General features: G+C 55.8%; 11 protein-coding genes and 2 pseudogenes. All 13 read left to right on the top strand.

The window, feature by feature from the left end; genetic code table 11:
- The first annotated feature begins 15 nt into the window (after positions 1 to 15).
- Positions 16 to 1,179 carry a Gfo/Idh/MocA family protein gene (locus FDY98_RS17925; protein WP_027956951.1) on the top strand — a complete coding sequence of 388 codons (1,164 nt, stop codon included), beginning with the start codon at positions 16 to 18 and terminating at the stop codon, positions 1,177 to 1,179.
- A 43-nt stretch (positions 1,180 to 1,222) separates the two neighbouring features.
- Positions 1,223 to 1,993, top strand: coding sequence for an SDR family NAD(P)-dependent oxidoreductase (locus tag FDY98_RS17920; RefSeq protein WP_022521945.1), 771 nt, complete (start codon positions 1,223 to 1,225; stop codon positions 1,991 to 1,993).
- Between the two features lie 45 nt (positions 1,994 to 2,038).
- Entirely contained in the window at positions 2,039 to 3,328 is a 1,290-nt protein-coding gene (locus FDY98_RS17915; RefSeq protein ID WP_051430517.1) for an ABC transporter substrate-binding protein, read from the top strand.
- A 66-nt stretch (positions 3,329 to 3,394) separates the two neighbouring features.
- The gene (locus tag FDY98_RS17910) at positions 3,395 to 4,327 is read left to right on the top strand and encodes a carbohydrate ABC transporter permease (protein WP_022521947.1); all 933 of its coding nucleotides are present in this window, start codon (positions 3,395 to 3,397) and stop codon (positions 4,325 to 4,327) included.
- On the top strand, positions 4,324 to 5,151 hold the full coding sequence (locus tag FDY98_RS17905) for a carbohydrate ABC transporter permease (protein WP_155706064.1): 828 nt from the start codon (positions 4,324 to 4,326) through the stop codon (positions 5,149 to 5,151). The genes FDY98_RS17910 and FDY98_RS17905 overlap by 4 nt, the downstream gene beginning before the upstream one ends.
- Positions 5,152 to 5,164: 13 nt before the next feature.
- The gene (locus FDY98_RS17900) at positions 5,165 to 6,781 is read left to right on the top strand and encodes a glycoside hydrolase family 43 protein (protein WP_155706062.1); all 1,617 of its coding nucleotides are present in this window, start codon (positions 5,165 to 5,167) and stop codon (positions 6,779 to 6,781) included.
- Between the two features lie 4 nt (positions 6,782 to 6,785).
- Entirely contained in the window at positions 6,786 to 7,841 is a 1,056-nt protein-coding gene (locus FDY98_RS17895; protein ID WP_155706061.1) for an ABC transporter ATP-binding protein, read from the top strand.
- 68 nt (positions 7,842 to 7,909) lie between these two features.
- A pseudogene (locus tag FDY98_RS17890) lies at positions 7,910 to 9,313 on the top strand (sugar porter family MFS transporter).
- Positions 9,314 to 9,604: 291 nt separating this feature from the next.
- Positions 9,605 to 9,904 (top strand): hypothetical protein, encoded by a 300-nt coding sequence (locus tag FDY98_RS17885; protein WP_414727629.1) that lies wholly within the window; start codon positions 9,605 to 9,607, stop codon positions 9,902 to 9,904.
- Between the two features lie 187 nt (positions 9,905 to 10,091).
- Positions 10,092 to 11,216, top strand: a complete 1,125-nt coding sequence (locus FDY98_RS17880; protein ID WP_155706059.1) for a heparan-alpha-glucosaminide N-acetyltransferase domain-containing protein — start codon at positions 10,092 to 10,094, stop codon at positions 11,214 to 11,216.
- Between the two features lie 29 nt (positions 11,217 to 11,245).
- Positions 11,246 to 11,503 carry a hypothetical protein gene (locus FDY98_RS28530; protein ID WP_340147034.1) on the top strand — a complete coding sequence of 86 codons (258 nt, stop codon included), beginning with the start codon at positions 11,246 to 11,248 and terminating at the stop codon, positions 11,501 to 11,503.
- Positions 11,494 to 11,946: pseudogene (locus tag FDY98_RS28525) on the top strand (serine hydrolase); the annotation flags it as partial. The gene FDY98_RS28530 and the pseudogene FDY98_RS28525, both read left to right, overlap by 10 nt.
- A 57-nt stretch (positions 11,947 to 12,003) precedes the next feature.
- Positions 12,004 to 12,159: a hypothetical protein gene (locus FDY98_RS28520; protein ID WP_340147033.1), complete on the top strand. Its 156-nt coding sequence runs from the start codon at positions 12,004 to 12,006 to the stop codon at positions 12,157 to 12,159.
- Positions 12,160 to 12,297: the final 138 nt, after the last annotated feature.

Here is a 12,297-nt window from a genome sequence, read left to right as displayed (position 1 = left end):
GGAGGGCAATACGACATGAGCAATCAACACGACACGCCGCGTCGGCTGCGCCTGGGCATGGTCGGCGGTGGCCAAGGAGCGTTTATCGGCGGGGTGCACCGCATCGCCGCGCGGTTGGATGACCATTTCGAACTGGTTGCCGGGGCCTTTGCCTCTGACCCTGATCGCAGCCGGGCCGCCGCCGCGGAGCTGCACGTTGACGCCGAACGCGCTTACCCCGACTACCAGACCATGGCCGAAGCGGAGCAGCAGCGGCCGGATGGCATCGATGTGGTCGCCATTGTGACCCCCAACCATGTTCACTTCGACGTAGCGCGCACCTTTTTAGAAGCGGGTTTTCACGTCATCTGCGACAAGCCGATGACGATCACCCTGGACGAGGCGCAAACCCTCGCCGAGCTGGTGGAACGGACGGGGCTGTTCTTCGGTTTAACCCATAACTACTCCGGCTACTCGCTGGTACGCCAGGCGCGTGAAATGGTCGCCAACGGTGAGCTGGGTGACCTTCGCGTCGTCCAGGTGGAGTACCCGCAAGATTGGCTCTCCACCCGCCTGGAAGAGAGCGGCGTCAAGCAAGCTGAGTGGCGCACCGATCCCAAACGCAGCGGCCCGGCAGGTTGTTTGGGTGATATCGGCACTCACGCCTACCACCTGGCGCGCTATGTGACCGGCCTGCAACTGGAGTCACTCGCCGCCGATATGCACACCTTTGTCGAAGGGCGAGCGTTGGATGACAACGTACATATGCTGCTGCGCTTCAAGGGCGGCGCGCGGGGCATGCTGTGGTCTAGCCAAGTCGCGCCGGGCAACGAAAACGGTCTGCAGCTCCGCGTTTATGGCAGCAAGGGTGGCCTTGCCTGGCGCCAGGAAACGCCCAATCAGCTAGTGCATTCGCCACTGGGAGAGCCGCCACGGATATTGACCCGCAACGGCCCTGGCCTGGGCGAAGCTGCCATGGCGGCTGCACGCATTCCACCGGGGCATCCGGAAGGCTATCTCGAAGCCTTTGCCCAGCTCTATCGCGATTTCGCTGTGCAAATTCACGCCCATCAACGGGGTGAGCGCGCTGAGGCGCTGGCGTTGCAAACCCCGGGAGTCGCCGACGGTGTCGATGGTCTTACGTTTATTACCCGCGCGCTGGCCTCGTCCGCTGCCGGTGGGCAGTGGGTGGATATTTAAAACGCGGTTAAAGCACGCCTAAAAGAGAAAGGTGGGAAACAATATGAATCAGCACTCAGCGCGCTATACAAGCCTTGAACAGCGTGTGGTCTTTATTACCGGCGGCGGCAGCGGCATTGGCGCCTCGCTTACCCGAGCCTTTCACCTTCAGGGCGCGCGGGTGGTGTTCGTCGATATTAACGATGAGGCCAGCGAAGCGCTGGTCGAAGAGCTCCGCGCCGAGACCGGCGAGGCACCGCACTACCACCACTGCGACATTCGCGATGTGGCCAGCCTACAGCAGGTTATCGCCGAGACCGGCCAGCACCTCGGGCCAATCCATACCCTGGTCAACAATGCTGCCAGCGATGATCGTCACGCCTGGCAGGATGTGGATGTTGCTTATTGGGATGAACGTATGTCGCTCAACCTGCGGCCGATGTTCTTTGCTGCCCAGGCAGCGGCAAAACAGATGATGCAAACGGGCGGTGGCTCGATCATTAATTTTGGCTCGGTCAGCGTGCAGATGGCGTTAGGCGGTTTGCCCGCTTATGTGACTGCCAAAGCGGCCGTGCACGGTTTGACCCGCAGCCTGGCCCGGGAACTGGGCGAGCACAATATTCGCGTTAATACACTGGTGCCCGGCTCGGTGATGACCGAGCGGCAGCTCGAAAAGTGGATTAGCCCCGGCGACGAAGTCGCCATTCAACAACGCCAGTGCCTAAAAATGCGCCTTGAACCCCAGCATATCGCCCCCGCGGTGCTGTTTTTAGCCAGTGCCGAAAGCCAGGCCATCACCGCTCAGGAGTTGGCGGTAGACGCGGGCTGGGCTTGATGGATGATTCAACAGCAAGCTTTAAAATAACATTAGGAGAATTTCATGCACGTATCTAACAAATACAACGTGCCCTGTTCACGCCCTCGTCACTTAGCGCTGGTTGTTGCCGCTGTTGCTGCTTTGGGGTCAGTAACCGCAGCCGCCGATACCACGGTGACGGTGCTAAGGATTGAAAGCAGTAGCGCTGAAAAACGCTACTACGAGGAAGTGGTTGCCGCCTATGAGGCGGAGCACCCCGACGTTAATGTCGAGTTCGAATACCTTGCCAACGAGGCGTACAAAACGCGCCTGCCCACTATGCTGCAGTCCAGCCAGCGCCCGGATATCTATTACACCTGGGGCGGTGAGGGGTTGCGCGATCAGGTGGATGCGGGGTTTGTCCGCGACCTGAGCGAGCCGATGCGCGATGGCTGGCAGGATATCTACCCAGAATCTGCAGTACGCGCCTTCACCCTGGATGATCGTGTCTATGGCGCGCCGCTCTACGCCACGGTGGTGGGTATCTGGGCGAACACTGCCCTGACAGAAAAGGCGGGAGTTGATGCGCAAGCGATCAAGACCTGGGAGGATTTTGAAAACGCCGTGATGGCGCTGCGGGAAGAGGGCATAACGCCGCTGGTGGTCGGTGGCCAGGATGGCTGGCCGCTGCACTTCTATTGGGGCTCTTTAGTCACCCGCCTAGCCGGTGGCGAGGGCATTGAAGCGGCCAAAAGTGGTGAAAACGGCGGCTTTGAAGGCGAGCCCTTTGTACGCGCTGGCGAGATGCTGCAGTCGCTGGTTGAGCTTGACCCATTTCAACCCGGCTTTATGGCCACTTCCTACGAGCGTGCCAGCGGCATGTTTGGCGATGGCGAGGCCGCCTTCCACGTGATGGGCGACTGGGATTATCTTCCTTCCAAGCAGCGCTCAGTGAGTGGCGAGGGCGTCCCGGATGACGACTTGCTGTTTGTCCCTTTTCCAGAGGTCGAAGGTGGTGAGGGCAACGCACAGAGTTTTGGCGGGATGAACGGTTTTGCTGTCACCCGTGATGCGCCCGATGAAGCGGTCGACTTCCTGCGTTTTCTGCTCAATGCCGACAACCAGCGTAAAGCTGCCGCGACAGGCATCTTTGTGCCGGTTGCCGAGGGCTCAGCGGAAGCCCTTGAAACGCCCTATGCCCGCCGCGTTGCAGAAATTCTTGATGAGTCTGAGTTTCATCAGGTGTTTCTGGATCAAGCACTGGGTACGTCTGTCGGTGCGACGATTAATGATATCAGCGGAGATTTAGCGCAAGGCGTCGTGACGCCCGAAGAGGCCGCTGCCCGGGTCGAAGAAGCCTGGCAGTTTAGATGATCCGCCCGCTAAAAGAGCACGCGCGATACCGCCCGTGCTCGTCCACGCTCTGGCTCGGAGTTTGCCATGACCACGCTTGACCGAACCGCCGTGCCGCGGAGAGGGAATGCTGACCGGGTGAAGAAAGGCTTGGTGAGCGGTAAATTCACCGCGCTATTAATCCTGCTTCCACCGGCGTTAATCCTTTTTTCGCTGTTCGTCATTCTGCCGCTAGCGGATGCCGTCTATTACAGCGGTTTCTCCTGGAATGGCTACGGTGCGCCCAGTGACTTTGTCGGCGCGCAAAATTATCAGCGCCTGCTCGATCACTCGGTGTTTCATACCGCGCTATGGAATACCGCCAAACTGATACTGGTATCGCTACTGATTCAGATGCCCCTGGCGCTGGGGTTAGCACTGTTGGTGTACCGTAAAACGCCCACCAACACCCTGTTTAGGCTGGTATTTTTCCTGCCCTACATCTTGGCGGAGGTGGCCGCGGGGCTCATTTGGAGCTTTGTTTTTGACGGCGACTACGGCATTACCAGTTCGCTGTTGCATGCTATGGGCCAGGAGTCGGTGTATGTGTTGGCCGATCACCAGTGGGCGTTTCCGGCGATTATGACCGTGATCGTTTGGAAGTACTTTGGCTTCCATATGATGATCTACATTGCCGCCCTGCAGGGCGTGCCCAAGGATCTGGTTGAAGCCGCCAAGCTTGAAGGGGCTAAACCCCGCCAAGTGGCGCTTTTTGTACAAATCCCGCTGATTAAGCATGCCATCGTGGTGAGTGGTTTCTTTGCCATTATCGGTTCGCTACAGATCTTCGACATTATCATCCCGATGACCAACGGCGGCCCCTCTAACTCGACCCACACCATCGTTACCTACCTGTACAGCTTCGGTCTCTCACGGCTCAATATTGGCTTTGGTAGCGCCGCTGCGGTAGTGCTGTTTGTGCTCGCTATCGGAATCGCCTTCTTCTACCAACGCACCACCGGCAAGGGGAGTAAGGCATGAAAAGTATCACTACCCGTAACACCCTGCGCGTGATCATTCTGATCGTGGTAGCCAGCGTGGTGATCGGCCCCCTGTTAGCGGCGTTTTTCGGTGGCTTCAAGGGGAATTCAGAGCTGCGTACCAATCCGCTGTGGCTGCCTGATAGTTGGGATGCCGGCAATTACATCGGCATCCTGCTGGACGGCAATTTCTGGCGCTATTTGGGTAACTCTTTTTTCATCTCGTTAATGACGGTGTTTTTAACCCTGGTGGTGGGGGCCGCAGCGGCTTATGTGTTTTCGCAGATCCGCTTCTTCGGCGCCAAGATGATCCTCTCCTACCTGCTGCTCGGCCTGATGTTTCCCTTCGCGGCGGCCATTTTGCCGCTGTTTATCAAGGTGCGGGATTTGGGCCTGCTGGATACCTATTGGGCGGTGATTCTGCCCCAGATGGCATTTGGTTTGTCGCTAGCCATCCTGCTCTTTAAGGCCTTCTTCGACCAGCTGCCTAAAGAGCTGTTTGAAGCGGCCTATGTGGATGGGTGCAGCTATTTGCGCTTCTTCTGGTCGTTCACGCTGCCGCTCTCGACCCCCATTCTGGCCACCGTGGGCGTGTTTGTGTTTGTGCAGAGCTGGAATAACTTTCTGCTGCCGTTGGTGGTGTTAAACGACCGCTCTATCTACACCTGGCCACTGGGCATGATGCAGTTCCAAGGGGAGTACCTGACCCAGTGGAACATGATTCTGGCCTTCGTGACCTTGACCATCATTCCGGCGGTTATTTTCTTTCTCGCCGCCCAGAAGTACATCGTGGCTGGCCTGACCGGCGGCTCGGTTAAGGGATAAAGGAGGATCCATAATGAACGATGTTATCCATAACCCTATTCTGGCCGGGTTCAATCCTGACCCCTCTATTTGTCGGGTAGGCGACGACTATTACTTGGCCACATCGACCTTTGAGTGGTACCCAGGCGTTCAGATTCATCACTCCCGCGATTTGGCTAACTGGACGCTGGTCACACGGCCCTTGAGCCGTGCCAGCCAACTAGATATGCGCGGCAATCCGGACTCATGCGGAATCTGGGCGCCCTGCTTAAGCTACGCCGACGGGCTGTTCTGGCTGGTTTATACCGACATGAAACGTTATGAGGGGAACTTCAAGGATGGACATAATTACGTGGTGACAGCGCCGCGTATCGAGGGGCCCTGGAGCGATCCGGTCTACCTGAATTCAAGTGGCTTTGACCCTTCACTGTTTCACGATTCCGATGGCCGAAAGTGGTTGATCAACCTGCAGTGGGATTATCGCCAGCGCGAAGGGCGGGATCGTTTCGGCGGAATAGTGCTGCAACAGTACGATCCTGAGCAACGCCGCTTGGTGGGCGATATCACCAATATTTTCGCCGGTACCGAAATGAAGCTTACAGAAGGTTCGCATCTCTACTGGCGCGATGGTTGGTACCACCTCTTGGTGGCCGAGGGCGGCACGGGTTACCAGCATGCGGTGACCATGGCGCGTTCCAAAACGCTGACAGGCCCTTACGAGGTACATCCCAACAATCCACTTCTGACGAGTCGAGATGATCCTGAAAACCCGCTACAGCGGGCTGGCCATGCAGACTTGGTCGACTCCCCTGAAGGTGACACTTATCTGGTGCATTTATGCAGTAGACCTCTGACAGGCACCCGGCTATCGCCGATGGGGCGCGAGACCGCTATTCAGCGCGTGGAGTGGGGCGAAGATGGCTGGCTACGGCTCGCTGATGAGGGCAATGTACCAGCGTTAGAGGTGGCGATGAGTGGGGTGACGCAGAAGCTGCCTGCTCATGCAGAGCACTACGATTTCAAATCAGCAACGCTGCCCGATGCGTTTCAGTGGCTGCGTACCCCCTATCCGGAACGGCTGTTTTCGCTCACTGAACGGCCTGGCTACTTACGTCTTTTTGGCCGTGAATCGGTAGGTTCCTGGTTTGAGCAGGCGCTAGTGGCGCGCCGTCAGGACAGCATCCACTGCAGTGCCGAAACGACACTCACCTTTGAACCCGAGGATATTCAGCAGTTTGCCGGGCTTATCGCCTACTACAACCGCTTCAAGTTCCATTATTTAGCGGTGACCTTGAACGATGCAGGCGACAAGGTGCTTAGCATTATCAGTTGCCTGGATGATTGGCCGAACGGCAACTTGAGTATCGCCGAACAAGGCATCCGCATTGAACCTGATGCCACGATTCGGCTTGGGCTGGATATCCATGCCCGCGAGCTGCGCTTTCGCTATGCCCAGGGAGATCAGCCCTGGCAATCGATTGGTCCTGCGTTAGATGCTGGCCTGCTTTCCGACGAAGGCAGTGGTCGTGCCCACGGCTATTTCACCGGCAATTTTTTAGGCATGGCCGCCCACGACATTAGTGGACGCGGCACCCCCGCCGATTTCCAGGCGTTTTGCTATCGCCGCGCCCCTCTTTCAGAGACGAGATAAGCTCATGGCTGAAGTAACACTACGCGACATCGAAAAGACGTTTCATGGCAAAACCACGGTAATCCCTGATTTAAATCTGCATATCGAAGATGGCTCTTTCACCGTGCTGGTTGGACCTTCTGGCTGCGGAAAATCCACTTTGCTGCGCATGATTGCGGGCCTGGAGACCGTGACTCAGGGCACGATCACTATCGGCGGGGAAGACGTTACCACTGCCGAGCCGAGTGACCGGGACATTGCCATGGTTTTCCAGTCCTACGCGCTTTACCCGCACATGACGGTCGCTCGCAATATCGACTTCGGCATGCGGCTGGCAAAAGTGCCCAGCAAAGAACGGGAAGCCAAAGTGGCCGAGGCCGCGCGCTTGCTCAATCTTGAGGATCTGCTCGAGCGTAAACCTGCTGAGCTCTCTGGGGGGCAGCGCCAGCGGGTGGCCATTGGCCGTGCCATTGTGCGCAGCCCCGGCGTATTTCTGTTCGACGAGCCGCTCTCTAATCTGGACGCTTCGTTACGCAACCGCATGCGTGTCGAGTTGGCCGAACTGCATCAACGGCTCGATACCACCATGGTGTATGTCACCCACGATCAGGTCGAGGCGATGACCCTGGCCGACTGCATTGTGGTGATGAACGCCGGGAAGATTGAGCAAATGGGCAAGCCCATGGCGCTTTATCAACGCCCCGAAACGCTGTTTGTAGCTGGTTTTATTGGCTCGCCGAAAATGAATTTGATCGAAGGTGACCTAGCGGCGGCTTACGGTGCCACCACTCTAGGCATACGGCCCGAGCATCTAGAGGTGAGCCGCGAGAAAGGCGAGTGGAAAGGACGTGTGCGATTCATCGAGAAGCTGGGTGCTGACGCTTTCGCCTATATAGATAGCGAGCAGACCGGCTCGCTTACCGTCCGCCTCTCTGGCGATGTCGATCTTAGCCATGGCGATACGCTTTTTATCACTCCCCAGCAGGCCCAGCTCCACGCGTTTGATGCCGATGGAAAGCGGTTGCCTGATGGCGCGTTGCAGCAACCTTCAAACAATCACGAGAGCACCCTATATCACTGACGGTTTTCAATTTTTCCAACTACCAATACGTAAAACAACGCTCAATAACAAATCCAAGGAGCTAGATAATGACAACACAAAGAACGCTAAGCCGCTCATCGTATATCTTGGTGATCTGTTGTATTGCCGCCATCGGCGGTTTCCTGTTTGGTTTCGACAGTGGCGTGATCAACGGCACTGTGGATGGCCTACAGGCCTCTTTTAACTCCGATAGCGCAGGCACGGGCTTTAATGTGGCGTCGATGCTACTGGGCTGCGCGATCGGTGCTTTCTTTGCGGGTCGCCTGGCGGATCGCTTTGGCCGCCGTACGTTGTTGATCGTGGCCGCTGTGTTCTTCCTGATTAGTGCCTGGGGCTCCGGCGTTGCCGGTAGTTCTATGGAGTTTGTGATATATCGCATTCTCGGTGGGCTTGCCGTAGGCGCCGCCAGTGTCATGACCCCGGCTTATATCAGTGAGGTAGCACCATCGGCCTACCGAGGACGCCTAGCCACTATTCAACAGGTGGCGATTATTTCTGGCCTTTTTATGGCATTTTTGAGTAATTATGTCTTGGCCTATGTAGCGGGCTCGGCCATGTCAGAACTATGGTTTGGCTTCGCGACCTGGCGTTGGATGTTCTGGATTGAACTGATACCGGCTGCCGTTTTCCTGGTGGCATTGCTGTTTATTCCTGAAAGCCCGCGCTACTTGATCAGCACCGGTAAGCAGGGCGAAGCCCGCCGTGTGCTTGGGTTAGTAATGCCTGAGCGTGATGTCAGCAGCAAAATTGATGAAATTAATACCACTCTGGATCAAGATCACAAGCCACGGTTGAAAGATGTGATCAACCGTTCCACGGGCAAGATACATGGCATCGTCTGGGTGGGTATTGGCTTGGCGGTTTTCCAGCAGTTGGTGGCATTAACGTCGTTTTCTACTATGGCGCAGTGCTATGGCAGTCAGTGGGTTTCTCCGAAGGCGATGCGCTACTCATCAATGTGATCTCTGGCGCCGTGAGTATTGGTGCCTGCCTGCTCGCCATTGCGCTGATCGACAAAATTGGACGCAAACCGCTGCTTTGGGGTGGTTCGGTTGGCATGGCGGGGACACTGGCGTGCCTCTCCTATGCGTTTTCTACAGCGACGATGGTGGATGGCAGCCTACAGTTATCGAGTGATATGGGCGTATTTGCGCTGCTGTGCGCCAACCTTTATGTGCTGTTTTTTAACGCCTCGGGGGCCGGTGATGTGGGTCATGCTGGGTGAAATGTTCCCCAATCAAATGCGCGGCTCGGGGCTGGCGATTGCCGGTCTTTTCCAATGGCTAGCCAACTTCGGTATCACCATGACCTTCCCTATCATGCTGGCGTCTATCGGGCTGTTTGGCGCTTATGGGTTTTATGCGATCAGTGCCGTTGCCTCTGTCTTCTTTGTTATCTACTTCGTCAAAGAGACGCGCGGGAAAGAGCTCGAAGAAATGGCTTACGAGTAAGTCACTTTCACTTTGTTGCCCCGATTGCATGATTAACCGGGGATCATGTGTCTATTTTAAACAGTATAAGGCTAGTTTTTATTAATAAAATCAAAGGGTTGGTGTGTGTTTAAAACATATAAGCAATTGTTTAACAATGCTTTTTGTTAACGATTGGCACAGGCTGGCACGGGCACTGCAATGCAGTAGGTAAGAGTGGAACAGGTAGGACGACCTGACACTCTTACCCATTAAACCCAGTGCGATGCTCGCACCGATGTTTAAGTAGCAACGTTTGATAGGAGCAGTATCATGATGAAGACGGAATCTCTCAAGAAACTTGGCATCCTAGGTGTATCATTTGGCCTGATGGCCAGCCCACTTGCGTTTGCTCAAGTGGACAGCAGTGACGAGTACGAAGAACCGACCCCGCAAGAAGAAACGACGCAGGATGATCAAGGTACCTACAATAGCTACGACACTGAGCAAGATAAAGGTTCGGATGTAGGCACTGAGTATGAAGAGGAAGAGCAAGAATTCACTTACGAAGAAGAGGAAGAGGAGCAAGAAGTACCCGCCACCGATGAAGAGGAGGATGATTCCGGCTGGTAATTGCAATCTTTAAGGAATAACTTTTCTCGGGCTTAAGGATGAGTCGACGGATGCCCCGCCAACTGCGGGGCATCTTTGTGTGTGGCCGTTAACAGTATCAACCAAAGCGCACGATATAATTTCGCGCTAAGGTGTTAAGCATCGGCGCGCTTAACAATTTGAGAACGCTACCCACAAGGATGTCTCGATGCCCCTGAACTGGTCGCCCCTAAAATGGACAGACAAGCCCCAACTGCCCAAGGCCGAGGGCCGCATAGCGGCGATTGACCTAGCCCGTGGTATCGCCATCGGCTTGATGATTATTAGCCATTCAGTCAGTGGGTTAGTCGGCATTCGAAATGTACCCGATTGGGGGATGGTGCCGGTTCATTTGCTGACTAAATTCTCCTCTTCGCTGTTTATTGTGGTGTTTGGCATTGCCCTGGCGGTGGCGTTTCTGTCCCACACTCAAAGCGATGACTGGCCTAAGCGCCGGTTAAAGCTATGGCTGCGCGCTGTAGAAGTGTGGTTCTGGTACAAAGCGCTCCTTGTCATTGAGATGCTGCCGTTCTACTCGCCCAGCGAGATCGTCGATGCGTTGCTCTATGGCCGATTTGCCATTTGGGTCGAAATCTTAGGCTTCTACGCCATAGCGCTGCTTTGGGTGCCGTTGATTCTGCCGCTCTGGGCGCGGGCGCCGCTCTGGAGTCGGCTTGCCACCATTGGCGTATTAACAGCACTGACTATTTGGCTGCAAAGCCTTACGTTTGGCGGCAACGATATTCTGAAGGCGCTGCTGGTAGATCATGAAGACCATTACACCTGGGGGCAGATCAGTCGCACGCCGTTGATTTTGGTGGGCCTACTCATCGGCGAAGCGTTGCTGCGCTGCTACTTCGACTCCGCCAAACGGCGCCGCTTAGTACTCACTCTGTTGAGCCTGGGTGCGATGATGGTGGCGGGGTTTTATGCGTTGGCGTTTATCAGTGGCGATGTACATGCGGCGATGCTGGCGGTGGCCAACAATGTCGGCAAACACCCGCCAGGGCTTGAGTTTATGCTGTTTAGCTTGGGTGGTGCACTAGTGCTGTTAGCCCTCGCTTTAGCCGGTGGCGCCAAAGCCGCGAAGGCACTTTTGCCGCTGACGATGGTCGGTTCAGATGCCCTTAAAGCGTTTATTTTCCATATTGTGATGATCTTTTTAGTGCTGCGCTTTTTGTGGGAAGGCGAGGGAATGTACACCTATCCACAGGCGCTTGGCGTAGGCGGGCTGTTAATACTTGGCGCTGCGGGGTGGATTTGGTTGACCCGTTGGATGGCTAACCACCGCTAAAAGCGATTAATAACTGCTGGAGTTATGATTTGCGACACTGGATACAACGTGGGCTGGTGGCAGTAGCGCTGATTATAGCGCTCCCTGCTCATGCAGATGAGTACGATACAAATTGGTACGATGCTCATTGGTACTATGAAGTCGATAAAAAGAGCGCCTGGCAGGGCGATTTAACCGCGCGCTTGAAGGCTATCGAAGACATCTTTGAGGGACGGCTGGTGTTTATGTACAAAACCTCGCCAGTGGTGAAGCGTTTTCATGGCGCGCCGATGACTCTTGGTATTTAGCCTCGCTGATTAAAATACCGGTGGCAGCGCAGGTGCTTGCAGAGCGCCAGATGGGTACGCTGACGTTGGATGATCGGTTAACGCTTGCGCGTAGTGACTTTGTCGATGGCGCGGGCCCCACTAATTGGCACGACCCTGGCACGCCTATCTCTATCCGTTACTTGATGGAGCAGATGATTACCGTCAGCGATAACACCGCCACCGATATGCTGATTGACCGCGTGGGGCTGGCGGTAGTTAACGCACGCGCCCGTGCGATGATTGCCGCAAGCGGTGGTAACCCTGATGAGATAGGCCCTATCTCTAAACTGGTCGGCGTACGCCAAGGCGTTTACGGTGAACTCCACCCTGACGCTCGGGAGCTTGGCGGGATGGATTTTATCGCCCTGCGTCAGCACTCGGTGAGTCAGCGCGGGCAGGCGTTAGCCCGTTCTAGACGTTAGTACGGCATCCTTCACCCAGCCTGATTACGACCATGCGTTGATGCTTACGAAGCAGTGGTGAAAACGTGGGCCACCCTAAGCGCCTTTGGCGACCTGCTCGCCAGCCTGCACCCTGTTCAACAGGGCAGTTCCATGAATGATTTAAATGACGAGCAGCGGCAAACGCTGTTGGCGGTTATGCAGCGAACCGTTCCGGCAAAAACAGCGTCTTAAGGCGGGTATGGGAAGCGGTATAAGCTTCGCTCATAAACCGGCACTCAGCAGCGGCGTAGCTGCGATGCCGGTATAGCCGAGCGCACTAACGCGGATACGGCACACAAGGGCCCTGGGTGATTGTCACCTGTACTCGCG

Source organism: Halomonas sp. PA16-9 (assembly GCF_009728585.1).
Lineage (GTDB): Bacteria > Pseudomonadota > Gammaproteobacteria > Pseudomonadales > Halomonadaceae > Vreelandella > Vreelandella titanicae.
The sequence above is the reverse complement of the archived record's forward strand: the minus strand, read 5'-3'. Positions and strand labels throughout refer to the sequence as shown.

Excerpts from the sequence above, each read along its gene's own strand:
- FDY98_RS17920 (WP_022521945.1), top strand. The coding sequence starts at position 1,223 with ATGAATCAGCACTCAGCGCGCTATACAAGCCTTGAACAGCGTGTGGTC.
- FDY98_RS17880 (WP_155706059.1), top strand. The coding sequence starts at position 10,092 with ATGCCCCTGAACTGGTCGCCCCTAAAATGGACAGACAAGCCCCAACTG.
- FDY98_RS17895 (WP_155706061.1), top strand. The coding sequence starts at position 6,786 with ATGGCTGAAGTAACACTACGCGACATCGAAAAGACGTTTCATGGCAAA.
- FDY98_RS17910 (WP_022521947.1), top strand. The coding sequence starts at position 3,395 with ATGACCACGCTTGACCGAACCGCCGTGCCGCGGAGAGGGAATGCTGAC.
- FDY98_RS17915 (WP_051430517.1), top strand. The coding sequence starts at position 2,039 with ATGCACGTATCTAACAAATACAACGTGCCCTGTTCACGCCCTCGTCAC.
- FDY98_RS17885 (WP_414727629.1), top strand. The coding sequence starts at position 9,605 with ATGATGAAGACGGAATCTCTCAAGAAACTTGGCATCCTAGGTGTATCA.
- FDY98_RS17905 (WP_155706064.1), top strand. The coding sequence starts at position 4,324 with ATGAAAAGTATCACTACCCGTAACACCCTGCGCGTGATCATTCTGATC.
- FDY98_RS17925 (WP_027956951.1), top strand. The coding sequence starts at position 16 with ATGAGCAATCAACACGACACGCCGCGTCGGCTGCGCCTGGGCATGGTC.
- FDY98_RS17900 (WP_155706062.1), top strand. The coding sequence starts at position 5,165 with ATGAACGATGTTATCCATAACCCTATTCTGGCCGGGTTCAATCCTGAC.